We start from the raw sequence: 24303 nt of genomic DNA on the forward strand, positions 1-24303 counted from the left end.
TCTAGGCTCCTTCCTGCGCCGCAACCCGGCCGTGCTGAAATGGCAGGGCAAGGTGGTCGGCGGCATCTATTGCGCCCTCGGGATACGGTTGGCGCTGCAACAACGCTGAGCCCGAGCTCGCCAAGTGAGGGCGCGTTAGGCCCCGAGCCGGCGCCATAGGTCCGCAATCGATCCTCGCAAGCCCCCAGCCCTGGGCTTGCCGGGCCGGATTTCGGCCAGCGCGATGCCGCTTTCGCCGGCGATGGCGTAGAGCAGCCAGGTCCGTCCATCCTCCTCGAAAATCGCGGGATCGCGCAGCCCGTTCTCCTTGCTTCTTGCCACGCCCGCCCGGCTGCGGCGAACCGGCAGGCCGGCGCCCTCATAGTCGGTGCCTGGCCTCAGCAATTCGGTTCTGCCGCGCACGACCCAGCGCCGCCAGTCCCTGGAAAGGTCGATGCTGCCGTAAATCACGCGCTCGGGCGCGTCGCCCTTGCATGTGTAATAGACGATCAGCGAGCCTCCGATTTTCTGCACGGCCACATGCCTTGGCCGAACCCAGCGCGAGCCCGCCAGCACGATCGGCCCTTCCTCGAAACCGGAAAGACCGTCGATCGAACGGCGTAGCCTGATATTGCCTGTGCCGAAAAGCCCATACCACCAGCCGTCGTGGCGAAAGATCCGCGCATAGAACGGCCCGAGCGCCCGGGGGCTGGGGTTGAAATGAAGGCCGTCGACCGACGTCGCCGCAAAGGTCGTCTGCTCGCGGCCACGCAGCTCCGGGCCGTGAAAATACATGACGATGCGCCTGGTCTGCTGGTCGACATGCACGTCGGGAGAGGCGATGTGGTTCCTGAGAAAAGGACATTCGCCAAGCGAAAGCACCCCACCCGGGTGGATCCGCCAAGGGCCTTGCAGCCTATCCGAATAGGCAAGGCGGATGTAGGTGCCGTTGTGATGCGCGAAATAGAAGTGATACGTTCCGAGCCGGCCGGCCGCCCAGGCCGGCATCCTGACCAGCGATGGGCCGTTTATGCTGGCCCCCTCGTCGCCCGGGAGCATGTCGGGCGTGATCAGCGGGCCGTGCCGTTCGGCGGAAAGACCGAACGTCGACGTCATGCGCTTGCCCACTCCGGCATGTCGTAGCCGAATTCGTCACAGAAGCCTCTCAGCCGGGCGAGGAACGCCGGCAGCAGGCCTGTGATATAGGCGCGGTATTCCTCGTTCCGTTCCCACTTCTTAAGCGAGGTTGCCCGTATCGGATTGCCGGCATCCTCGCTGAAGCGGATAAGCGGCCTGAGGTCGAATGCTCGCGCGATCCGCTCCTGAACCTCGTCCGGCCGAGCGATCATGTCCTCATAGCGCACATAGACGATCGCGCGGTTCGGCTGCGCCTTTCTCAGCCGCAGCAAGGCCTCGTATTCCGCCACCCAGCGTTCGGACGTGACATGGAACCGGCGCTCCGCCCTGCTTTCCGGATGCGAGCTGGTGAGCACATCGAAAGGATGGCGGACGCAATAGATCAGGCCAATCGCGGCAGGCAATCTCGCCAGATGCGCATGACTGCGCTCGGCGCGCTTGACGACAAGGTTGGCTTCCGGGCGGTCCAGCATATCCAGCTGGGTATATTTCGCTTCGGCTCGATGGACGAAAGTGTCTTCGAAGCATCCCATCAGACGCTGTGTCAGCGTCGTTCCGCTGCGCGCGCAGCCGGCGATGAATATCTTGTTGTAGCGCGCCGTGTCCGCCTTTACCCAAAGCCGCCACAGCCGCTTCATATCCAGTGCCAAGCGCCGGATCTCTCTGATCGGTCGCCTGGCGGCCTCGCGCAAAAACTGTTCTGATTTTCGTACGACGTCCATTTCCGACTTTCTCTCCGGCCGGCTTGGTTCATCCGCTGCCAAAGCCGCCATCCGTGACCGAACGACGACCTGCGGCTCGCCGTCTCTTTGGCCGATATGCCGGCAGAGTTCCAGTCTTCTTCGTTAAACCTATCTTCATCATGTTGCGGCACCGTCACAGTCCTGCGGCGATGTTTTGAGTACCGCGGCGGCGCCACGGGCGCCCAGGCAACAAACCCGCGCCTCACGGCGCGGGTTTTCCTTTGGGCAACGAATTGTTGCTAGAGAAAGTCGGCTCGATGGGGCGCAAAGCTGTCGACCAGCCGTCCCGCTTCCAGCGCCTTGACGCCGTGCACCAGATTGGACGGCACGATGAAGCTGCTGCCTGCTTCGAGGATTTCCGACCGGCCGTCGATGGTGACTTCGAAGCGGCCCTCGGCGACATAGCTTGCCTGCACATGCGGATGCGAATGCAGCGCGCCGACGCCGCCCTTGTCGAAGGCGAACTCGACCATCATCAGCTCGTCCGTGTGCACCAGCACGCGCCGCCGGTTGCCGTCCGGCGTCGGCTCCCAGACCTTGTCGCCCACATGGGAAAAGAAAACGGTCATCGCGAGCTTCCGGAAATATCACCGCGCCAGCCAGCCGCCGTCGACCGGCATCACCGCGCCATGCATGTAGTCCGATGCCGGCGCGAGCAGGAACACCGCCGCGTCACCGATATCGTCGGGCCTGCCCCAGCGCGCCGCGGGAATGCGCCCGAGGATGGCGGCGCTGCGGTCGGGATCGGCGCGCAAGGCTTCGGTGTTGTTGGTCTCGATATAGCCCGGCGCGATGCCGTTGACGTTGATGCCCTTCGACGCCCATTCGCACGCAAGCAGCCGCGTGAGGCCGAGCACGCCGTGCTTCGAGGCCGTGTAGGAAGCGACGCGGATGCCGCCCTGGAAGCTCAGCACCGAGGCGATGTTGACGATCTTGCCGCGCCGCCCGGGCTCCGCCAGCACGCGCCTGGAAAAACTCTGGCACAGGCGAAAAACCGTCTTCAAATTGATGTCCATCACGTCGTCCCAATCGGCCTCGGTCAGGTCGACGGCGTCGGCGCGCCGAATGATGCCGGCATTGTTGACCAGGCCGTCGAGCGGTCCGCTTTCGCCCCAGACGCGGTCGAGCATGGCGACGGCCTTGGCGGGATCGCCGAGATCGGCGGCCACCGCTTCGAACCGTCCCCCCACGGCCGCGACTTTTTCCGCCGTGTCGTCCATCGCCGAACGGCCGACGCCGATGACGGCGCCGCCGGCGCGCGCGACCGACACGGCGATGCCCTGGCCGATGCCGGTGTTGGCGCCGGTGACAAGAATGCGTTTGCCGGCAAGGCTGAAGACGGAAAGGTCGCTCATCTGAGCTGATCCATCGTCACCAGGTCGACGTCGGTATAGTCGATATTGTCGCCGGCCATGGCCCAGATGAAGGCGTAGCTGGAGGTGCCGGCGCCGGAATGGATCGACCAGCCCGGCGACAGCACCGCCTCCTCGTTGCGCATGACGATGTGGCGCGTCTCGTCCGGCTCGCCCATGAAATGGAAGACCCGCGCGCCGTCGGCCAGGTCGAAATAGAGATAGGCCTCCATGCGCCGGTCATGCACATGGCAAGGCATGGTGTTCCACACCGAGCCCGGCGCGAGCTGCGTCATGCCGACGACGAGCTGGCAGGTCTTCACGCCGTCGGCGTGGATGAACTGGAAGATCGAGCGCTCATTGCTGGTCGCCTGGCTGCCGAGGTCGAGCCGCCTAGCGTCGCCGATGCGGATCAGCTGGCTCGGATAGGTCTGATGCGCCGGCGCGCTAAGCAGATAGAACTTGGCCGGCTTGTCTGGATCGGCCGAGGCGAACGACACCTGCTGCGTGCCCATGCCGAGATAGACCATGTCGCGCGCCGCCATCTCATGGGGCAGGCCGTCGGCCGTCACGGTGCCGGCGCCGCCGATATTGACGGCGATCAGCTCGCGGCGGTCGAGGAACGCCTTGGTACCTGTCGGCTTGATCGCTTCCAGCGGCAGGGCGGCATCGACCGGCATGGCGCCGCCGACGATCATGCGGTCGTAATGCGTGTAGGTGAGGCTGACGAGGCCGGGCTGGAACAGAGCTTCGAGGTGGAAATTGTGCCGCAGCTCGCCGGTTCCCATCGCTGCCGCAGCAATGGGGTCGATGGCGAAGCGCGAAGAAAATTTGGTGTATTTCTGGTCCATTTCTGCCCTTGCTCGAATGATCATCCGGTCGATGCGGCCGCCACCGACTTTGCGTAATAGGCCTGCCTTGCCTGCAGGCGCTCGCGGTAGCGCTGTTGGCTGGCGGTGAGATGCGCCCGCATCGCCTCGCGGGCGGCATTGGCGTCGCCCGCCGAGATCGCGTTGAGGATCACCAGGTGCTCACGTTGCAGGCCGCGCTGGTATTCGTCGGACTGGACGAGCTCGGTCGACCAGGGCGAGGTGACGTCGCAGGGAATCGCACGGCGGCCGAGCACGTCCAGCATCTCGACATAGAACGGGTTGTTGGTGGCGCTGGCGATCGCCCGGTGGAAGGCGAGATCGGCCGGGCCGGTCGGCTGGCTGTCGAGCAGGAGCCGCTCGAACTCGAAGAAGGCCTCCTGGATCGCCGCCTCCTGCGCCGCGTTGCGGCGGATGGCGGCAAGGCCTGCCGATTCGATCTCGATCGCCAGCCGCACCTCGAGCACGTTGAGCGCGATCGAATCCTTGGCGCCCATGTCGGCTGCGAGCACGCCGAGGGTGGTGGAGATGTGCTCGGTGACGAAGACGCCGGCGCCCTGGCGCGGCTCGACAAGGCCGTCCGCGGCAAGCTTGGCCAGCGCCTCGCGAATGACGGTGCGGCTGACGCCGAAAGTCTCGGTCAGCTGGCCCTCGGTCGGCAGCTTGTGCCCGGGGGGAATCTCGCCCGCCAGAAGCTGCTTGCGGATCGCCGCGACGACGGTTTCCGACAGTTTGGGTTTTCTCTCGACCCTGAGGTCGGTTGCGGTATTCGATGCCATGTCGCCCCCTATTTGAACACGCTCGGCAACCAGAGCGAGATCGCCGGAATATAAGTCACCAGCCCTAGGACCACGATACCTGCGCCGTAGAACGGCCAGATCGAGCGCATCGCCTCCCACACCGTGATCTTGCCCACCGCGCAGGCGACGAACTGCACGGTGCCGACAGGCGGCGTGTTCAGCCCGATGCCGAGATTGAGGATGGTGATGACGCCGAAATGCACGGGGTCGACACCATAATGCGTGACCAGCGGCAGGAAGATCGGCGTGCAGATGATGATCATCGGCCCCATATCCATGAAGGTGCCGAGAAGCAACATCAGGACGTTGAGCAGCAGGAGCACGACCAGCGGATCGGTGGAGATGGCGTTCATGCCGGCAATCAGCAGCACCGGCACTTTGAGATAGGCCATCAGCCAGCTGAACGAGGCCGCCGTGCCGATGATCAAGAGCACCATCGAGGTGGTGCGCACGGCGCCCTTGGTGGCGTGGACGAAATCGCTCCAGCCCATCGAGCGATAGACGAAGACGGTGACCAGCAAGGCATAGAGAATGGCGATGCAGGAGCTTTCCGTCGCCGTGAAAATGCCCGAGCGGACGCCGCCGAAGATGATACCGACGAGCAGCAGTCCGGGAATGGCGATGAGCGCCAATTGGCCGACGCGCGAGAAGCCGGGGAACTGCTCGATCGGATAGCCGCGGCTGCGGGCGACGAAATAGGCCGTGACCATCAGCGACGCCGCGAACAAAAGGCCCGGCAGGATACCGGCGGTGAACAGGTCGGCGATCGAGATCTTGCCGCCACCGGCGATTGAATAGATGATCATGTTCTGCGACGGCGGCAAAAGCAGCGCGATCAGCGCCGCCATCGAGGTGACGTTGACGGCGTAGTCGGCGCCGTAGCCGCGTTCCTTCATCTGCGGGATCATCAATCCGCCGACCGCCGCGGCCTCCGCCACCGCCGAACCGGAAATGCCGCCGAACAGCGTGCCGGCGATGATGTTGACCTGGCCGAGCCCGCCCCTGACATGACCGACCAGTGAGCCGGCAAAGGCAACGATGCGCTGCGCGATGCCGCCGCGCACCATCAAGTCGCCGGCATAGATGAAGAACGGGATCGCCATCAGCGAGAACGCGCTCATCCCCGATTTCATCTGCTGGAACACCACCAATGGCGGCAGGCCGAGATAAAGCACCGTGGCGAAGGAAGCCGCGCCCAGGCAGAACGCGATCGGTGTGCCGGCAAACATCAACAGCGTGAAGACGCCGAACAGGATCCAGAGTTCCATCTAGGCCTCCTGGACCACCGGCATCTCCGGCACGTCTTCGAGATTGATATCCTTGTCGATGTCCACGCCCGACCAGCGCAGCGCGATGCGTTCCGCCGAGAACAGGCAGATCAGCACGCCGCCGCAAACCAGCGGCAGGTAATCGAAGCCACCGGGCAATTCGAGTGCCGGAATGATGGTGTGCCAGGTCAGGCCGACCAGCTTGCAGCCGTACCAGACCATACCGAAGCCGAAGCCAAGCACGATCAGGTCGGAAAGCGTGCGCAGCACGCCCTTGCTGCCTTTCGGCAGGACATAGAGCAGCACGTCGAAACCCATATGGTAGTTTTCGCGCACGCCGACCGCGGCACCCAGGAAGATGAACCAGTTCATCAGCATGATGGCGCTGGTCTCGGTCCAGCTCGGCGACGAATTGAGCACGAAGCGGAAGAACACCTGATAGGCAACGAGCACGGTCATCGTCACCAGCCCAAAGCCGGCCAGATAAAGCGCGCCGTCGCAGATCCTCGAAAGGACGGCGCTGATCCGTGGCGGCGCCCCGCTCCTTGTCATTCCCATCGCCATCTGATCCTCCGATAGCCAGCCTGTCAAAAGGAAGCGGGGCACGGCCCACCCGCAACCAGCTTTACTTGGTCGCCTGGATGCGTGCGGCGAGATCCTTCAGCTCGGGCGTCGACAGATATTTGTCATAGACCGGCTTCATCGCGTCGATCAGCGGCTGCTTGTCGATCTCGCTGACCTTGACGCCGGCCTTCTCGACGATTTCGCGCGACTTCTTCTCCTGCGCGTCCCACAATTCGCGCATCTTGACGACGCTGTCCTTGGCCGCCTGCCTGACGATCGCCTGATCTTCAGGCGACAGCTTGTCCCAGCTCGCCTTCGACATCACCAGCACTTCCGGCACGATCTGGTGCTGGTCGAGCGTATAGTGCTTGGCGACCTCGTAGTGCTTGGCGGACTCGAAGCTCGGCCAGTTGTTCTCGGCGCCGTCGATGACGCCGGTTTCGAGCGCCGAATAGACCTCGCCATAGGCCATCGGCGTGGCGTTGGCGCCAAGCGCGTTGACCATATCGACGAACACGTCCGACTGGATGACGCGGAATTTCATGCCCTTGAGATCGGCGATCGAGGCGATGTCCTTCTTGGTGTTGTAGAAGGAGCGCGCGCCGGAATCGTAGAAGGCGAGGCCGACAAGGTCATGCGCCTCGAACGCCTTCAGGATCTGATCGCCGACCGGCCCGTCCATGACATGGCGCATCTGTTCGACGGAGCGGAACATATAGGGCAGCGACGGCACCGCGGTTTCCGGCACGATGCCGTTGAACGGTCCCATCGAGACGCGGTTGAGGTCGATGACGCCGGTCTGCGTCTGCTCGATCGTGTCCTTCTCCTCACCGAGCTGCGCCGAATGATACACCTCGATCGAATAGCGGCCATTGGTTCGCTTCTTGATCAGCACGCCCATGTATTTCACCGCCTCCACCGTCGGATAACCGTCGGGGTGGGTGTCGGCCGAGCGCAAAACGGTTTCGGCATTGGCAGTGCCGATCAGCAGCGAGCCGAAGGCAAACGTGGCGGCCAGCAATTTCGAAAAATGCAACATGACTTCCTCCCTTTTTAGATCATGAGGCGCGGCTCAGAGCCGGTACGCCCTCTTGGCAAGCGTATAGGCAAGCTCGCCCGCCAGCTCATGCGCTTCTTCCTCGCGCAACCGATGTTCGGCCACCAGCCGCGCCAGGAACGCGCAATCGACGCGGCGCGCGACGTCGTGGCGCGCGGGGATCGACGGAAAGGCGCGCGTGTCGTCGTTGAAGCCGACGGTGTTGTAGAAGCCAGCCGTCTCGGTGGTCATCTCGCGGAAGCGGCGCATGCCTTCCGGGCTGTCGTGGAACCACCAGGCCGGCCCGAGCCTGAGCGCCGGATAGACGCCGGCGAGCGGCGCCAGCTCGCGCGCGTAACTCGTCTCGTCGAGCGTGAACAGGATGACTGTCAGGTCACGCTCCAGCCCGACGCAGTCGAGCAGCGGCTTCAGCGCCGCCACATAGTCGGTCCTGGTCGGGATATCGAAGCCTTTGTCGCGGCCGAACTTCTGGAAAATAGCCGGCGAATGATTGCGCCATGATCCAGGATGGATCTGCAGCACTAGGCGATCGTCCAGGCTCATCTTGGCCATCTCGGTCAGCATCTGGGCGCGGAACAGTTTTCGCTCGCGCTCGTCCTCCGAGCCGCGGCGGATGCGGTTGAACAGCTCTTCCGCCGCAGCGCCGGAAAGATTGGCGGTTTCGGCGGTCGGATGGCCGTGATCGGACGAGGTCGCGCCGAATTCCTTGAAATACGCGCGGCGCCGGCGATGCGCTTCGAGATAGCCGGCCCAACTGCCGGTGTCGCAGCCGGTGATCTCGCCCAACCGGTCGAGATTGGCCAAGAACCCTTCGAAGTCGGGATCGACCACAGCGTCTGGCCGGTAGGCGGTGACGACGCGTCCATGCCAGCCGCTGTCACGGATCATCCGGTGCCATTTGAGGTCGTCGAGTGCCCCTTCGGTGGTGGCGATCACCTCGATGTTGAAGCGCTCGAACAGTGCCCGCGGGCGATAGTCGTCTCGGCTGAGCAGCGCCGCGATCATGTCGTAGTGGCGATCGGCCGTGCTCGCATCGAGCGGCTCATCGATGCCGAACAGATGCTCCAGCACATGGTCGAGCCAGAGCCTGGTCGGCGTGCTGCGGAAGAGATAATAATGCTCGGCGAAGCGTCGCCAGATCGTTCTGCCGTCGGTCTCGACCGGCGCCCACTCGAGCGTCGGCACGCCAAGCTCTTCCAGCCGTACGCCCTGGCTGAACAGCATGCGGAAAATGTAATGGTCCGGCACGATCAGCAATTGCGCCGGATCGGGAAACGGCTCGTTGAGCGCATACCAGCGCGGGTCCGTGTGACCGTGCGGACTGACGATCGGCAGGTCCTTCACCCCTGCGTAAAGGGCGCGAGCCAGCGTTCGCGTTTCCGGCGCGAACAGCAGGTCCGGATCGGTCAGTCCAGCCACTTATCTCCTCCCAGGCTGGCTTATTGGTAGATCGGCTTGAGATAATGTCAACATACAAAAATTATCCAGTTGTATGATGACTTTTGCATAAGCTGCGGCCATTGTATGAGGCAGCGGCGGGTGCTACGCCGCTGCCGCCATCCGTGCCCGGCGAGCGGCAGGATGCGCCGATCGGAGACCTTCAAACGCCATGACCAGCCGCCTTTCGAACGCCACGATCGCGAAACTGCCGGACGCAATTGCCACGCCGCGCTACGACCGCGGCACTGTCGCGCCCGGCATCGTCCATCTCGGCGTCGGCGCCTTCCACCGCGCTCACCAGGCGGCCTATGTCGACGCCTGCCTGGCGGACGGCGAGGCGGACTGGGGCATCGTCGGCGTCTCGCTGCGCAGCCCCGACACGCGCGACGCGCTGTCGCCGCAGGACGGGCTCTACGCGCTGGCAGTCAGGGACAGCGCCGGCGAGCAGCTGCAGGTCGTCGGCTCGATCCTGTCGTTGCTGGTGGCGCCGGAAGATCCCAGCGCGGTGCTCGCCGCGCTGACCGCCCCGCGCATCCGCATCGTCACGCTGACCATCACCGAAAAAGCATATCTTCGAGCCGCCGACGGCACACTGGACGAGGCCCATCCCGATATTGTCCACGATCTGGCGAACCCCGGGTCGCCAAAGACGGCGCAAGGTTTCCTGGCCGAGGCCCTAGCGCGCCGCCGCGCCGCCGGCACGCCGCCCTTCACCGTGCTCTGCTGCGACAACCTGCCGGCCAACGGCGCCACGCTGCACCGGCTGCTGGTCGAATTCGCGAAGCTACGGGATGTACGGCTCGCCCGGCAGGGCGATGCCGATCTCGCCCGACAGGGCGATGCCGACCTTGCGCATCACATAGCCCACGAAGTGGCCTTCCCGTCGAGCATGGTCGACCGCATCGTGCCGGCGACCACCGATGCCGACCGCGCCCGCATTGCCAACGAACTCGGCCTCGATGATGCCTGGCCGGTCATGACCGAGCCCTTCCGCCAATGGGTGATCGAGGATCGTTTCCCGACCGGGCGGCCGGCCTGGGAAAGATTCGGCGTCACCATGGTCGAGGACGTGCGGCCATTCGAGGACATGAAGCTGAGGCTGCTCAACGGCGCCCATTCGGGCATCGCCTATCTCGGCCTGCTCAGCGGCCACGCCACCGTCGATCGCGCGTTTGCCGATCCGGCGATCCGGCAATTCGTCGATGCGTTGTGGGCCGAGGCCATCCCGACTCTGCCGCAGGACGCCGGGCTCGACACGACCGCCTACACGGCCGAGCTCGGCGAACGGTTTTCGAACACGGCGCTCGCCCACCGTGCGGCGCAGATCGCCAATGACGGCAGCCAGAAGCTGCCGCAGCGCATCATTGCGTCAGCCCTGGAGTGCCTGGAAGCCGGCACCGAGCTGGTCCATCTGACACTGGTGGTGGCCGCCTGGATTGCTGCCTGCGCGGCGCGGGGGAAGACCCTGCCCGAGGGCCATTTCACCGATCCGCTCGATGCGGCGTTGACCACGCTTTTGGGCCAGCAACCGCCGGCGAATGAAACGGTGACGGCGGTGTTTGAGCTGGCCGGCTTCGCCAAGGATCATGCCGAACGCCAGACGTTGATCGAACTCGTGGCCGTGCATCTCGTCCACTTGCGGCGGGAGGGTCCGGTGCTGGCATTCGCCGCGCTCGGCATAGACAGCCGATAATGCGCGCGCCTATTTGCCGGCCAGCGCCCTTCTGACCAGGAGCGGCCGTCAGGCGGACAGCAGCGCGGCTTCCAGCGTGGTGAGCTGGCTGAGGAACTGCTCGGCCTTGCTGCGGGTTTCGTCGTCCTTGGCGTCGGCGGCGTCTTCCCTGGCTTCCTGGATGCGGCGGGCGAGGTCGGCGCGGTCGATGTCGCCGACGGCCACCGCCGATTCGGCAAGCAGCGTGCAGCCGGAAGGCAGGATGTCGGCAAAGCCGCCGAACACGACGTAGCGTTCTTCCTTGCCGCCGACGGTCTTCAACGTGACGACGCCCGGCTTGATCGTGGTCATGACCGGCGCGTGCTGCGCCATCACGGTCATCTCGCCTTCGGCGCCCGGGATGACGACGGACTCGACCTGCTCGGAAACGAGCAGCCGCTCCGGCGAGACCAGTTCGAACTTGAAAGCTTCAGCCATGATCAAAATTAGCGAGTAGGGAATAGCGAGTAGCGAGCAGTAAGAACAAACTCGCCACCTCGTATTTCCCTATCGCTACTCCCTATTCGCTATTCGCTTCTTTACGCCGCTTCGGCCGCCAGGCGCTGCGCCTTCTCGACCGCTTCCTCGATGCCGCCGACCATGTAGAAGGCCGCCTCCGGCAGGTGGTCGTAGTCGCCGTTGCAGAGCCCCTTGAAGCCCTTGATGGTATCGGCGAGGTCGACCAGCTTGCCCGGCGCGCCGGTGAACACTTCGGCGACGAAGAACGGCTGCGACAGGAAGCGCTCGATCTTGCGAGCGCGGGCCACCGTCTGCTTGTCCTCTTCCGACAGCTCGTCCATGCCCAGGATGGCGATGATGTCCTGCAGCGACTTGTAGCGCTGCAGGATCGACTGCACCTGGCGCGCCACCTGGTAGTGCTCCTCCCCAACGACCATCGGGTCGAGCATGCGCGAGGTCGAATCGAGCGGATCGACGGCCGGGTAGATGCCCTTTTCCGAGATCGCGCGGTTGAGCACGGTGGTGGCGTCGAGGTGGGCGAACGAGGTCGCCGGCGCCGGGTCGGTCAAGTCGTCGGCCGGAACGTAGATGGCCTGCACCGAGGTGATCGAGCCCTTGGTCGTCGTCGTGATGCGTTCCTGCAGCGCGCCCATGTCCGTGGCCAGCGTCGGCTGGTAGCCCACGGCCGAAGGAATACGGCCGAGCAGCGCCGACACTTCCGAACCCGCCTGGGTGAAGCGGAAGATGTTGTCGACGAAGAACAGCACGTCCTGGCCTTGGTCGCGGAAATATTCGGCGACTGTCAGGCCGGTCAGGCCGACGCGGGCGCGCGCGCCCGGCGGCTCGTTCATCTGGCCATAGACCAGCGCGGCCTTGGAGCCTTGGCCGCCGCCCTTCTTGTTGACGCCCGACTCGATGAACTCGTGATAGAGATCGTTGCCTTCGCGGGTGCGCTCGCCGACGCCGGCGAACACCGAGAAGCCGCCATGGGCCTTGGCGACATTGTTGATCAACTCCTGGATCAGCACGGTCTTGCCGACGCCGGCGCCGCCGAACAGGCCGATCTTGCCGCCGCGGGCATAAGGCGCGAGCAGGTCGAGCACCTTGATGCCGGTGACCAGGATCTGCGCTTCCGTCGACTGCTCGACATATGTCGGCGCCGGCTGGTGGATGGCGCGCATCTCGATGCCGTCGACCGGGCCTTCCTCGTCGACCGGCTCGCCGATGACGTTGATGATGCGGCCGAGCATGCCGGGGCCGACCGGCACGGTGATCGGCGCGCCGGTGTCAAAGACCTCCTGGCCGCGGACCAGACCTTCGGTGGAGTCCATGGCGATGCAGCGCACGGTGTTCTCGCCGAGATGCTGGGCGACCTCGAGCACCAGGCGGTTGCCGACGTTGATCGTCTCCAGCGCGTTCAGGATCGCCGGCAAATGATCGCCGAACTGCACGTCGACAACGGCGCCGATGACCTGGCGAACCTTGCCGGCCGCGCCCACTCTCTTGACGGCAGCAGTCGGCGCCTTGGCTGCGGCGGCCTTGACGGGTGCCCCCGCCTTCTTGGCCGGAGCGGCCTTCGCCGCTGCTGCCGGAGCCTTTGCCGGTGCCGCCTTGGCGGCGGTCTTCGGGGCCGCCTTCTGGGGGGTCGCTGCTTTCGCCATCGTCTTTACCCTTTTCGTCTCTTTGTTTCCCACGCGATCCGCTCGAAGGTCGGCGACCTTCTGGGGACCGCGTCTAGAGCGCCTCGGCGCCCGAAATGATTTCGATCAATTCCTTGGTGATCTGCGCCTGCCGCTGGCGGTTGTAGGTGATCGACAGCTTGTTGATCATGTCCCCGGCGTTGCGCGTCGCATTGTCCATGGCGCTCATCTTGGCGCCCATCTCGCCTGCTGCATTTTCGAGCAGCGCGCGGAAGAGCTGCACGGAGATGTTGCGCGGAATGAGGTCGGAGAGGATTTCACCAGGCTCCGGCTCGTATTCATAGACCGCATTGCCGCCGGCAGTCGCCTCTGCGGCAGCGGAAGCCACGCCCGCCGGGATGATCTGTTGTGCCGTCGGGACTTGGCTGATCACCGACTTGAATTGCGAATAGAACAGCGTGCAGATGTCGAAACCGCCCTCGTTGAAGAGGTGGATGACCTTTCTGGCAATGGCGTCGGCATTGGCAAAGCCCAACGTCTTCACCTCGCGCAAGTCGACGCGTTCGAGAATCAGCGATCCGTAATCGCGGCGCAGGATGTCGAATCCCTTCTTGCCGACACAGATGATCTTGACCTTCTTGCCGTCGGCCAGAAGTTTGCGGATGTGGTCGCGGGCGAGACGGGCGATCTGCGAGTTGAAGCCGCCGCACAGGCCGCGCTCGGCGGTGCAGACGACCAGCAGATGCACGTCGTCCCTGCCGGTGCCGGTCATCAGCGCCGGGGCATCGCCGCCACCGCCGATCGCCTGCGTGATGTTGGCCAGCACCGCGCCCATCCGCTCGGAATAGGGACGCGCCGCTTCGGCCGCTTCCTGCGCGCGGCGCAGCTTCGCCGCCGCGACCATCTGCATCGCCTTGGTGATCTTCTGCGTCGCCTTGACCGAGGCGATACGGTTACGAAGGTCTTTTAACGAAGCCATGCTTCAAACCGATCCCGTCCGGCTTCGTTCAAGCAAAGGTCTTGGCGAAGGCGTCGATCTCGGCCTTCAGCTTGGCACGCAGATCGTCCGACAGCGCCTTTTCCTTGCGAATGCCGTCGAGCACGTCCTTGCCAGCCGAGCGCATGTGCGACAGCAGGCCGTGCTCGAATTTGCCGACCTGGTTGAGCGCCAGCTTGTCGAGGTAGCCGTTGACGCCGGCGAAGATCACCGCAACCTGCTCCTCGACCTTCAGCGGCGAGAACTGCGGCTGCTTCAGGAGCTCCGTCAGGCGTGATCCGCGGTTGAGCAGGCGCTGGGTTGCCGCGTCGAGGTCCGAACCGAACTGCGCGAAGGCCGCCATCTCGCGGTACTGCGCGAGCTCGCCCTTGATCGAGCCGGCGACCTGCTTCATCGCCTTGATCTGCGCCGAGGAGCCGACGCGCGACACCGACAGGCCGACGTTGACCGCCGGGCGGACGCCCTGGAAGAACAGATTGGTTTCGAGGAAGATCTGGCCGTCGGTGATCGAAATAACGTTGGTCGGGATGTAGGCCGACACGTCGTTGGCCTGGGTCTCGATGATCGGCAGCGCGGTCAGCGAACCGCCGCCATTGTCGTCATTGAGCTTGGCCGCGCGCTCCAGAAGGCGCGAATGCAGGTAGAAGACGTCGCCCGGATAGGCTTCGCGGCCCGGCGGGCGGCGCAGCAAGAGCGACATCTGGCGATAGGCGACGGCCTGCTTCGACAGATCATCATAGCTGATCAGCGCATGCATGCCGTTGTCGCGGAAATATTCGCCCATCGTGCATGCGGTGAACGGCGCTAGGAACTGCATAGGCGCCGGATCGGAAGCGGTGGCGGCGATGATGATCGAATAGTCGAGCGCGCCGCGCTCTTCCAGCACCTTGGCGAACTGCGCGACGGTCGAGCGCTTCTGGCCGACGGCGACATAGACGCAGTAGAGCTTTTCCTTCTCCGGTCCGTTGTCGTGCACCGATTTCTGGTTGAGCATCGTGTCGAGGATGATCGCGGTCTTGCCGGTCTGGCGGTCACCGATGACCAGCTCGCGCTGGCCGCGGCCGACCGGGATCAGTGCGTCGATGGCCTTGAGGCCAGTCGACATCGGCTCATTCACCGACTTGCGCGGGATGATGCCGGGCGCCTTGACGTCGACGCGCTTGCGTTCGGTCGCCTTGATCGGGCCCTTGCCGTCGATCGGGTTGCCGAGCGCGTCGACGACGCGGCCGAGCAGGCCCATGCCGACCGGCGTGTCGACGATGGCGCCGGTCCGCTTGACGGTGTCGCCTTCCTTGATGTCGCGATCATTGCCGAAGATGACGACGCCGACATTGTCGGCTTCAAGGTTGAGCGCCATGCCGCGGATGCCGCCCGGGAATTCGACCATCTCGCCGGCCTGGACATTGTCGAGGCCGTAGACGCGGGCGATGCCGTCACCAACGGACAGAACCTGACCGACTTCGGAGACCTCGGCCTCCCGGCCGAAATTCTTGATCTGGTCTTTCAGAATTGCGGAAATTTCCGCGGCGCGGATGTCCATCAGCCGACCTCTTTCAGTGCAAGCTTGAGCGAATTGAGTTTGGTTTTGAGCGACGTATCGATCTGGCGCGAACCGATCTTGACCACCAGCCCGCCGAGCAGCGACGGATCGACGGTCACCGTGATTGCCACATCCTTGCCGGAGACACTTTTCAGCGCCGCTTTCAGTTCGGTTTGCTGGGCAGCCGTCAGTTCGTGCGCCGAGGTCACCTCGGCGGCAGTCTCGCCACGGTGATCGGCGGCGATCCGGCGGAATGCCGTGATCATGCCGGGCACGGCGAACAGGCGGCGGTTGCCGGCGACGACGCGCAGGAAATTGCCGGTGAGGCCCGTGATCCCTGCCTTGTCGGCGATCGCCGCGACAGCCTTGGCCTGGTCTTCACTGGAAAATACCGGGCTCTTGATGAGGCGCAAGAGATCTTCGCTGCCTTCGAGCATCGCTGCAAAACTGTTGAGGTCGGCCTCGACCTTGGCGACTGAATTCGCCTGCAGCGCGAGTTCGAACAGCGAACCCGCATAGCGTTCTGCGACAGCTGAGATTGGCGATGACGATTGGGCCACGGACCGTCTTTTCTCTTGTCTGACAGGCCGCAGATTGTTGGCGCGAGCAAAAACTCTGGCTAAATCTTTGACCTTACTGCAATTTTCCAAGCACGGAGGCGCGGCTTCCGCTATCCCCGGCCGAAAGTCGATTGCCGTCTAGCACAGGCCTTTTGAGACCGCAATGCATCGTCCGGCATGGTTTTCAGGCACTTTTGTCGCATCAGGTGGCGAAGGCCAACCCTAAGCGCCGGATTAGTCACGAATTCACGGCACGAAGCCGAAGGCGAAGGCCAGCGGCAGGGCCGCCAGCACCAGCTCGACCACGATCGAAGCCCAGTTGAAGGGTGTGTTCGCGCCGTCCGACATCATCGACAGCAGCCGGCCGAAAGCGGTGAACAGCCAGGAGAAGCCGAGCGCCATGTAGAGCAGTGGCTGCGCGAGCAGGATGCAGCACAGGCTGACGCCGAGATAGAAGCCCGACATGCGGCCACGCCCCTCGGCGATCGCCGCGGCCTTCTCCGGCTTGACCTGCAGGCGCAGGATGCGGAAGCCGAGGTTCGGCGCCAGGAACAGAATGAGGCCGATAAGCAAGGTCACGACAGCGCTCGACCATGCCAGCCACTCGCCCTGGCTCGCGGGCCACGGAAACGCGAATTCCATCTTTCCCCTCGTAAATTCTTGTTCTGAAATTGCCGGCATTCTAGCCGAGGAAAATCCGGACGCCAGATGGCCGCCGGCACTTTAGAAAGAGCGCATCAAGAGAGCGTCCAATCAGGAGGGCGCCCGATCAGGACAGCGCCCAATCAAGACAGCGCGAAGTCGATCGCGGCCTCGGCATGGATGCGCGTGGTGTCGAACACCGGAATGTCGAAATCGCCTTGACCGATCAGCATGGTGATCTCGGTGCAGCCCATGATGACGCTATCCACCATCTCGTCGCGCCGCATGCGGCCAACCTCGGCGCCAAAGGCGGCCTTCGAGCCATCCTCGACGATGCCCCGGCAGAGCTCGTCATAGATAATCCGGTGCACCATGTCGCGGCCGGCCTGGTCCGGCACCACCGGCTGCAGGCCGTATTTGTCGGCAAGCCGCCCTTTGTAGAAATCCTGTTCCATGGTGAAGCGCGTCGCCAGCAGCGCCGGGCGCTTCACACCTGCATGGACGACGGCGCGCCCCGTGGCGTCGGCAATGTGGATGAGCGGGATCGATACAGCCTCCTGCACATCGTCGGCCAGCTTGTGCATGGTGTTGGTGCAGATCACCAGGCCTTGCGCGCCGGCCGCCTCAAGCCCGCGCGCCGCTTCCACGAGAATGGCAGAGGCACCTTCCCAGTCGCCCGCATGCTGGCGCTCGGCGATTTCGGCGAAATCGAACGACCATAGGAGCAGCTTGGCCGAATGCAGGCCGCCGCGCCGCTCGCGTACGATCTCGTTGAGCAGGCGATAGTAGATCGCCGTAGATTCCCAGCTCATGCCGCCAAGCAGGCCTAAGGTTTTCAAAGCCGTATCTCTTTTTCCGGGCGTTTCATGATACATTTTGGAGAACGATAGCGAGGAGCACTAAATGAGAACCACGGCAAGCGGCAAAGCGCGAGACCAGCTGTGCGCCTTGATCCGTGAAGCTGGCGCGGGCAGCCCGACAACGATCACTAAGCGCGGACGACCAGTAGCTATACTGATATCGATCGAGGACGCACGTCGTTTGTATCCAGACGAGCTTCCGCAACAGCTCAAACCGGAAACCACCAACAGACAGAACGGCTGAGTTCCCTCACAGAAAGCTCTGCGGGTCGATGTCGACCTGCACCCGCACCGAACCCCTCAGTTTCGGCCCGTCCGCCAGCATGGCGCGTATAAAACCCTGCATGTCGGCGCGCCGCTCGCCCTGCACCAGCAGGCGAAAACGGTGGCGGCCGCCGATCAGCGACAGCGGCGCCTCGGCCGGTCCGAGCACGAAGAGATCGGAGGCTTGTGGTGCCGTCCGTCTCAATCCTCGCGCATGGCTTTCTGCTTCTGCCCGCGTCGTGGCACTCACGATGATGCCGGCGAGCCGACCGAACGGTGGCAAAGCCGCCCGCTCGCGCTCGGCGATCTCGCGCTCGTAAAAGGCTTCCGAATCGCCGGAGACGATCGCCCGCATCACCGGATGGTCCGGCTGGTAGGTCTGCAGCAGGCCGAGGCTCTTCTTGCCGGTGCGGCCGGCGCGGCCCGTCACCTGGCTGAGCAGTTGGAAGGTGCGTTCGGCGGCGCGCGGGTCGCCATTGGCGAGACCGAGATCGGCGTCGACCACGCCGACCAGCGTCATGCCGGGAAAATTGTGGCCCTTGGCGACGAGCTGCGTGCCGATGACGATGTCGGCCTCGCCGTTGGCGACGGCCTCCAGCTCGAGCCGCAATCTTCGCACACCGCCCAGAAGATCGGACGACAGCACGATGGTGCGCGCCTCCGGGAAATGCGCCACCACCTCCTCGGCGATGCGCTCGACACCCGGCCCGCACGCCACCAGGTGATCAAGGGTGCCGCATTCGGGGCAGGCCTCCGGCCGCCGCTCGTTGTGACCGCAATGATGACAGACGAGCTGGCCGCGAAACCGATGCTCGACCAGCCAGGCCGAGCAGACCGGGCAGCCGAAGCGGTGGCCGCAGACGCGGCAGAGCGTCAGCGGCGCATAGCCGCGCCGGTTGAGGAAGAGCAGCGACTGCTCTTGTCTCTCCAGCGTCCGCTGCATCTGCTCCAACAGGATCGGCGACAGGAAGCGGCCGCGCGCCGGCGGCGCGCGCCGCATGTCGATCGATTTCAGGTCAGGCAGCGCCGCCTCGGCGAAGCGCGACGACAGCACGGCCCTGCTGTAGCGGCCCTGGCCGGCGTTGACCCGGCTCTCGACCGACGGCGTCGCCGAAGCGAGCACGACGGGGAAGGCCCCGATATGTCCGCGCACCACCGCCATGTCGCGCGCATTGTAGAAGACGCGGTCCTCCTGCTTGTAGGCCGGGTCATGCTCCTCGTCGACGACGATCAGGCCTAGTTCCTTGAACGGCAGGAACAGCGCCGAGCGAGCCCCGGCAACGACGCGCACTCCACCCTCCGCCACCTGCCGCCAGACGCGTTCGCGCATCCTGGGCGGCAGGTCCGAATGCCACTCCGCCGGTTTGGCGCCGAACCGGTCCTGGAAGCGCTCGAGGAAGGCATGAGTAAGCGCGATTTCCGGCAGCAGGATCAGCACCTGCTTGCCCTTGTCGAGCGCCGCCGCCACCGCCTCGAAATAGACTTCCGTCTTGCCCGATCCGGTGACGCCGTCGAGCAGGGTGACGTTGAAGGCTTCCGCGGCGACAGCGCTGCGAAGCTTGTCGGCCGCGGCCTTCTGGTCCGGCATCAATTCCGGCACGGCATGGCCGGAATCGGGCGCCGCGACCACCGGCCTTGGCGGGATCATCACCGTCTCGAACACGCATTGCGCCCTTAAGCCGTCGATGACGGTCGAGGAGACGCCAGCCGCATGGGCGAGGCCGGAGCGCGTCCAGGCAAGTCCGCCCTCGGCGGTTTCCAACACCCGCCGCCGCGCGTCGGTCATGCGGTCAGGCTCGGCAAGCGTGCGCTGCAGCCCTTCGATCCAGGGCTCCGGGTCGAAGGCCTCCGGCGCCCTCAACAACATGCGCGCCACCATGCCGGGCGCCGACAGCGTGTATTGCGCGATCCAGTCGACGAAGCGGCGCATCGCCTTGTCGATCGGCGGACAGTCGAAGACCTCCTCGATCGGCCGAAGCTTCCTCGGATCGACGGTTTCGACGACGCCGTCCCACACGATGCCTGCGACCTGCCGAGGCCCGAGCGGCACGCGCACGATCGAGCCCGGCACCACGCGCATGCCGGGCGGCACGGCATAGGTGTAGGGCCGTTCGGCCGGCATCGGCACCAGCACCGGAGCGGCCGCGACAAAGGGCGAATCTTCGATCATCAAGCGTGACCTTGCCCCGACTTTGCTCTAGATCAAAGAGTGACCCCTCGAACGTGCCAGTCGGCACCAGGAAATTCCCAAGGAGACCGCCATGAAGTTTTTTGTCGACACCGCCGACATCAAGGAGATCAAGGAACTCAACGATCTGGGGCTACTCGATGGCGTCACCACCAATCCGTCGCTGATCCTGAAATCGGGCGGCAAGATTTCCGAGGTCACCAAGCAAATCTGCGATATCGTCCAAGGCCCGGTCTCGGCCGAGGTCGTGGCGACCGAGTTCAAGGACATGATGGCCGAGGCCGAGGTGCTGGCCAAGATCGCGCCGAATGTCTGCATCAAGGTGCCGCTGACGCTGGATGGGCTGAAGGCCTGCAGGACGATCCGCACCGAGATGAACCGCATGGTCAACGTCACGCTCTGCTTCTCGGCCAACCAGGCGCTGCTTGCCGCCAAGGCCGGCGCCTCCTTCATCTCGCCCTTCGTCGGCCGCATCGACGACACCGGCTCGGACGGCATGGAGGTGATCTCGGAAATCCGCACCATCTACGACAATTACGACTTCAAGACCGAGATCCTGACGGCTTCGGTGCGGACGGTGAACCACGTCAAGCAGGCGGCCTTGATCGGCGCCGATGTCGTGACCGCGCCGCCGGCGACGCTGAAGGCGCTGGTCAACCATCCGCTGACCGACAAGGGCCTCGCCGCCTTCCTCGCCGACTGGGCCAAGACCGGCCAGAAGATCAGCTGATCCCGTCTCTTGTCAGAAACAAAAAAGGCCGGGCAACCGGCCTTTTTCTGTGGATACAAGCGGTGCGCGAAGGTGTGTTGAGATTCAGTTCAGGCCGAGCCGAAAATGACGGGTTCCGAGACCCGGAGCGGAGCGTACTTGACGTACGTGAGCACCGGCCTGTGCCGGCCGTAGCCTTAACTGTGCGGCGACTCAGCGACTCATGAGTGCTTCGGCCCGCGAAGGCCGGAAGCAGAGGGAACCTCCGTTCGCAGGCCGGCCTCACCTGAATATCAACACACCTCAGGCTTTCTTGCCGTACTTGGCCAAGTCCTGGGCGATCGCCAGCCTGAGCAGATCGGCAAGCTCGCGGGCGGCGCGGTTCTCGGCGTCGATCTGCGCCCGATAGGCCGCAAACTCCTGGCGCGGCCGGTCGAAGGACGAGGGGATCGAACGCTTGCCGACCGCGACCACCGCGCCTGTCGCGGTATCTCGGAGCACATAGTTGGCGGTAAGCGTCACGGTGCCCGCCGTCGGCTCGTCCTCTTCGGTCTGCACCTGGACGATGGCCGCCGACTCGACCAACTCGGTGACGCCGAGGTCGAGCGTGTAGGCCGGCGAGGCCGGCTCGCCCGAGCCCTGGCCGAAAGCGAAGATCAGATTGTTGCGCACCTGCTGGGCGTAGCGCGTGCCGACCGGCTTGATCGAGATCGATGCCAGTTCAGCAGCGGCGCCGACCTGCGACCCCGCTGTCAGCGGCTGGTTGGAATAGAGCGGCCGCACCGTGCAGGCCGAGACCAGCGCCAGCGAGGCGACAAGGCCGCAGAGAGCCGCGCGGCGCAGCAAACGCGCCGCCTGTGACTTTTCCGGGTCAGGCAACGACATTGACGATCCTCTGCGGGACGATGATGACCTTGCGCGGGGCCTTACCTTCGAGCGCTTTTTGCACGAAGTCGAGAGCCAGCACCGCTTTTTCGACGGCACCTTGATCCGCGTCGCGGGCAATTGTCAAATCCCCGCGCTTCTTGCCGTTGACCTGCACCGGCAGCACGATCTCGTTGTCGACGACCAAGGCCGGATCGTAGACCGGCCACGGCCGTTCGGCGACCATGTCGGTGCCGCCCAGCGTCTCCCAGCATTCCTCGGCCAGATGCGGCATCACCGGCGCGATCACATGCACCAGGATCTCCATGGCCTCGCGGCAGGCGCCCTTCAGCGCCGCATCGGCCTTGCCTTCGGCGACGTCGTTGAGCGGCCCGGTCAGCACGTTGGCAAGCTCGTAGATGCGGGCGATCGCCCGGTTGAAGCCGAGCTTCTCGATGTCCTCGCCGATTGCCTTCAGGATCTTGTGCGCGGCCTTGGAGACGGCGCCCGCCTCACCTTCGCTCGCCGCGGCCGGCTTCACGCCGGGGAGTTGCTCGGCCGCGATCTGCACCAGGCGCCACACGCGCTGCACGAAGCGATGCGCGCCGGCAGCACCCTCGTCGGTCCATTCGACGTCGCGCTCGGGCGGCGAGTCCGACAGCATGAACCAGCGTGCGGTGTCGGCGCCGTAGCCGTCGGTGATCTCTTCCGGGCTCACCGTGTTCTTCTTCGACTTCGACATCTTCTCGAGCGCGCCGATCGTCGCCTCCTCGCCGGTCGCGATTTCGATTGCGCGGCGCTTGCCGCCGACATCCTCGATCCTGACCTCGCCCGGTGACAGCCAGCGCCCATTGGTCGACGGGCCGCCGACACGGTAGGTCTCGTGCACCACCATGCCTTGCGTGAACAAGCCCTTGAACGGCTCGGCGAGATTGAGATGGCCGGTCTCGCGCATGGCGCGGGTGAAGAAGCGCGAATAGAGCAGATGCAGGATCGCGTGCTCGATGCCGCCGATATACTGGTCGACCGCCAGCCATTCGTTCGCCGCCTTCGGCTCGGTCGGCTCGTTGGCCCACGGCGCGGTGAAGCGCGCGAAATACCAGGACGAATCGACAAAGGTGTCCATGGTGTCGGTCTCGCGCCGAGCATCCCGGCCGCATTGCGGACACTTCACATGCCGCCATGTCGGGTGGCGGTCGAGCGGATTGCCCGGACGGTCGAACTCGATGTCGTCGGGCAGCCTGACCGGCAGATCCGCCTTCGGCACCGGCACGACGCCGCAGGCCTCGCAGTGGATCATCGGGATCGGGCAGCCCCAGTAACGCTGGCGCGAGATGCCCCAGTCGCGCAGGCGGAAATTCACCTTGCGCTCCGCCATCGGCCGGCCGCCGATCGTCTTTTGCTCCAGAAGCTTCGCCACCTCGTCGAACGCCCGCTCCGGCTTCATGCCGTCGAGGAAGCGCGAGTTGATCATCACGCCGTCACCGACATAAGCCTCCTCGATGATCTGGAAGCTTCCTTGATTTTCACCTTCCGGCATCACCACCGGGATCACCGGCAGGCCGTATTTGTTGGCGAAATCGAGATCGCGCTGGTCGCCCGACGGGCAGCCGAAGATCGCGCCGGTGCCGTAGTCCATCAGCACGAAATTGGCGACATAAACCGGCAGCGTCCAGGTCTCTTCGAAGGGATGGACAACACGGATGCCGGTGTCGAAACCCTTCTTCTCGGCCGTCTCAAGTGCGGCCACCGACGTGCCCATGTGACGGACCTCGTCGACGAACTTAGCCAGCGCCGGATTGCTCTCGGCGGCCTTCTTCGCCAGCGGATGGTCTGCCGCGACCGCCATGAAGGAGGCGCCGAAGATGGTGTCCGGCCTGGTCGTGTAAACTTCCAGCTCGTGCATATCGCCGCCAGTCTTGCCAGAACTTGGCGCGGCCAGCGGCCAGCGGATCAGCAGCCCTTCCGAGCGGCCGATCCAGTTGTGCTGCATCAGCTTGACCTTTTCCGGCCATTCGTCGAGGCGGTCGAGCGACTCCAGCAGGTCCTGCGCATAATCGGTGATCTTGAAGAACCACTGCGTCAGCTCGCGCTGCTCGACCAGCGCGCCCGAGCGCCAACCACGGCCGTCGATGACCTGCTCGTTGGCGAGCACCGTCATGTCCTCCGGGTCCCAGTTGACCTTGGAGGATTTGCGCGTCACCAGCCCCTTCTCGACGAAATCGAGGAACAGCATCTGCTGGCGGTGGTAATAGTCGACGTCGCAGGTGGCGAACTCGCGCGCCCAGTCCAGCGACAGGCCCATCATCTTGAGCTGCTCGCGCATGACGGCGATGTTCTCATAGGTCCAATCCTTGGGGTGGACCTTGTTCTGCATCGCGGCGTTCTCTGCCGGCATGCCGAAGGCGTCCCAGCCCATCGGGTGCAGCACGTTGAAGCCCTTGGCGCGCTTGTAGCGCGCCACCACATCGCCCATCGTGTAATTGCGGGTGTGGCCGATATGGATCTTCCCCGACGGATAAGGGAACATCTCGAGCACGTAGTATTTCGGCTTCGGGTCGTCGTTCTGGGCTTCGAAAAGCTTCTTTTCGGCCCAGGCCTTCTGCCATTTGGGCTCTGACGTGCGCGGATTGTAACGTTCGGTTGCCATCGGATGTTTT

The 24303-nt window shown here is 64.4% G+C and carries 23 protein-coding genes and 1 pseudogene; 4 read left to right on the forward strand and 20 right to left on the reverse strand.

The window, feature by feature from the left end:
* Positions 1 to 109, forward strand: a pseudogene (locus EH240_RS39425) (LysE family translocator); the annotation flags it as partial.
* A gap of 26 nt (positions 110 to 135) precedes the next feature.
* On the opposite strand, the gene EH240_RS32680 reads toward EH240_RS39425, so the two are convergent.
* From EH240_RS32680 to uxaC, 10 genes are all read right to left on the reverse strand, one after another.
* The gene (locus EH240_RS32680; RefSeq protein WP_125006284.1) at positions 136 to 1095 is read right to left on the reverse strand and encodes a glycoside hydrolase family protein; all 960 of its coding nucleotides are present in this window, start codon (positions 1093 to 1095) and stop codon (positions 136 to 138) included.
* Positions 1092 to 1766: a sulfotransferase family protein gene (locus EH240_RS32685; protein WP_245436622.1), complete on the reverse strand. Its 675-nt coding sequence runs from the start codon at positions 1764 to 1766 to the stop codon at positions 1092 to 1094. The genes EH240_RS32680 and EH240_RS32685 overlap by 4 nt, the downstream gene beginning before the upstream one ends.
* A 332-nt stretch (positions 1767 to 2098) precedes the next feature.
* A complete protein-coding gene (locus EH240_RS32690) occupies positions 2099 to 2428 on the reverse strand; it encodes a cupin domain-containing protein (protein ID WP_125006288.1) in 330 nt (109 codons plus the stop codon).
* 18 nt (positions 2429 to 2446) lie between these two features.
* Positions 2447 to 3214, reverse strand: a complete 768-nt coding sequence (gene kduD, locus EH240_RS32695; protein WP_125006290.1) for a 2-dehydro-3-deoxy-D-gluconate 5-dehydrogenase KduD — start codon at positions 3212 to 3214, stop codon at positions 2447 to 2449.
* Positions 3211 to 4062 carry a 5-dehydro-4-deoxy-D-glucuronate isomerase gene (gene kduI, locus EH240_RS32700; RefSeq protein ID WP_125006292.1) on the reverse strand — a complete coding sequence of 284 codons (852 nt, stop codon included), beginning with the start codon at positions 4060 to 4062 and terminating at the stop codon, positions 3211 to 3213. The genes kduD and kduI overlap by 4 nt, the downstream gene beginning before the upstream one ends.
* A gap of 20 nt (positions 4063 to 4082) precedes the next feature.
* A complete protein-coding gene (locus EH240_RS32705; protein WP_125006294.1) occupies positions 4083 to 4859 on the reverse strand; it encodes a FadR/GntR family transcriptional regulator in 777 nt (258 codons plus the stop codon).
* Between the two features lie 8 nt (positions 4860 to 4867).
* A complete protein-coding gene (locus tag EH240_RS32710; RefSeq protein ID WP_125006296.1) occupies positions 4868 to 6148 on the reverse strand; it encodes a TRAP transporter large permease in 1281 nt (426 codons plus the stop codon).
* Complete coding sequence (locus EH240_RS32715) at positions 6149 to 6700, reverse strand: TRAP transporter small permease (RefSeq protein ID WP_125006344.1); 552 nt, start codon at positions 6698 to 6700, stop codon at positions 6149 to 6151.
* A 73-nt stretch (positions 6701 to 6773) separates the two neighbouring features.
* On the reverse strand, positions 6774 to 7751 hold the full coding sequence (locus EH240_RS32720) for a TRAP transporter substrate-binding protein (RefSeq protein WP_125006298.1): 978 nt from the start codon (positions 7749 to 7751) through the stop codon (positions 6774 to 6776).
* A 33-nt stretch (positions 7752 to 7784) separates the two neighbouring features.
* Positions 7785 to 9188, reverse strand: a complete 1404-nt coding sequence (uxaC, locus tag EH240_RS32725) for a glucuronate isomerase (protein WP_125006301.1) — start codon at positions 9186 to 9188, stop codon at positions 7785 to 7787.
* 190 nt (positions 9189 to 9378) lie between these two features.
* Here uxaC and EH240_RS32730 point away from each other — a divergent pair, with 190 nt between their 5' ends.
* The gene (locus EH240_RS32730; RefSeq protein WP_125006303.1) at positions 9379 to 10902 is read left to right on the forward strand and encodes a mannitol dehydrogenase family protein; all 1524 of its coding nucleotides are present in this window, start codon (positions 9379 to 9381) and stop codon (positions 10900 to 10902) included.
* 48 nt (positions 10903 to 10950) lie between these two features.
* On the opposite strand, the gene EH240_RS32735 is transcribed toward EH240_RS32730, so the two are convergent.
* The 7 genes from EH240_RS32735 to EH240_RS32765 all read right to left on the reverse strand — a co-directional run bounded on the left by EH240_RS32735 (position 10951) and on the right by EH240_RS32765 (position 17597).
* Positions 10951 to 11358, reverse strand: coding sequence for a F0F1 ATP synthase subunit epsilon (locus EH240_RS32735; RefSeq protein WP_125006306.1), 408 nt, complete (start codon positions 11356 to 11358; stop codon positions 10951 to 10953).
* Between the two features lie 101 nt (positions 11359 to 11459).
* Positions 11460 to 13040, reverse strand: a complete 1581-nt coding sequence (gene atpD, locus EH240_RS32740; protein WP_167484272.1) for a F0F1 ATP synthase subunit beta — start codon at positions 13038 to 13040, stop codon at positions 11460 to 11462.
* Between the two features lie 73 nt (positions 13041 to 13113).
* Positions 13114 to 13998: a F0F1 ATP synthase subunit gamma gene (locus EH240_RS32745; protein WP_125006308.1), complete on the reverse strand. Its 885-nt coding sequence runs from the start codon at positions 13996 to 13998 to the stop codon at positions 13114 to 13116.
* Positions 13999 to 14026: 28 nt separating this feature from the next.
* Entirely contained in the window at positions 14027 to 15556 is a 1530-nt protein-coding gene (gene atpA / locus EH240_RS32750; protein WP_125006310.1) for a F0F1 ATP synthase subunit alpha, read from the reverse strand.
* Positions 15556 to 16116, reverse strand: a complete 561-nt coding sequence (locus EH240_RS32755) for a F0F1 ATP synthase subunit delta (RefSeq protein ID WP_125006312.1) — start codon at positions 16114 to 16116, stop codon at positions 15556 to 15558. The genes atpA and EH240_RS32755 overlap by 1 nt, the downstream gene beginning before the upstream one ends.
* A 246-nt stretch (positions 16117 to 16362) precedes the next feature.
* Positions 16363 to 16758, reverse strand: a complete 396-nt coding sequence (locus EH240_RS32760) for an AGROH133_08824 family phage infection protein (RefSeq protein WP_125006314.1) — start codon at positions 16756 to 16758, stop codon at positions 16363 to 16365.
* 143 nt (positions 16759 to 16901) lie between these two features.
* On the reverse strand, positions 16902 to 17597 hold the full coding sequence (locus tag EH240_RS32765; RefSeq protein WP_125006316.1) for an aspartate/glutamate racemase family protein: 696 nt from the start codon (positions 17595 to 17597) through the stop codon (positions 16902 to 16904).
* Between the two features lie 64 nt (positions 17598 to 17661).
* On the opposite strand from EH240_RS32765, the gene EH240_RS32770 reads away from it, so the two are divergent.
* On the forward strand, positions 17662 to 17862 hold the full coding sequence (locus EH240_RS32770; protein ID WP_125006318.1) for a type II toxin-antitoxin system Phd/YefM family antitoxin: 201 nt from the start codon (positions 17662 to 17664) through the stop codon (positions 17860 to 17862).
* Positions 17863 to 17868: 6 nt separating this feature from the next.
* On the opposite strand, the gene EH240_RS32775 is transcribed toward EH240_RS32770, so the two are convergent.
* A complete protein-coding gene (locus EH240_RS32775; protein WP_125006320.1) occupies positions 17869 to 20052 on the reverse strand; it encodes a primosomal protein N' in 2184 nt (727 codons plus the stop codon).
* A 91-nt stretch (positions 20053 to 20143) separates the two neighbouring features.
* Between EH240_RS32775 and fsa the strand changes: the two genes are divergently transcribed.
* Positions 20144 to 20800, forward strand: coding sequence for a fructose-6-phosphate aldolase (fsa, locus tag EH240_RS32780; protein ID WP_125006322.1), 657 nt, complete (start codon positions 20144 to 20146; stop codon positions 20798 to 20800).
* A gap of 282 nt (positions 20801 to 21082) precedes the next feature.
* Here the strand turns inward: fsa and EH240_RS32785 are convergent, their stop codons facing one another.
* Both EH240_RS32785 and leuS read right to left on the reverse strand, forming a co-directional pair.
* A complete protein-coding gene (locus tag EH240_RS32785; protein WP_125006324.1) occupies positions 21083 to 21664 on the reverse strand; it encodes an LPS assembly lipoprotein LptE in 582 nt (193 codons plus the stop codon).
* Entirely contained in the window at positions 21651 to 24293 is a 2643-nt protein-coding gene (gene leuS, locus EH240_RS32790) for a leucine--tRNA ligase (protein WP_125006326.1), read from the reverse strand. The genes EH240_RS32785 and leuS overlap by 14 nt, the downstream gene beginning before the upstream one ends.
* Positions 24294 to 24303 lie beyond the last annotated feature (10 nt).

Source organism: Mesorhizobium tamadayense (assembly GCF_003863365.1).
Taxonomy (GTDB): domain Bacteria; phylum Pseudomonadota; class Alphaproteobacteria; order Rhizobiales; family Rhizobiaceae; genus Mesorhizobium; species Mesorhizobium tamadayense.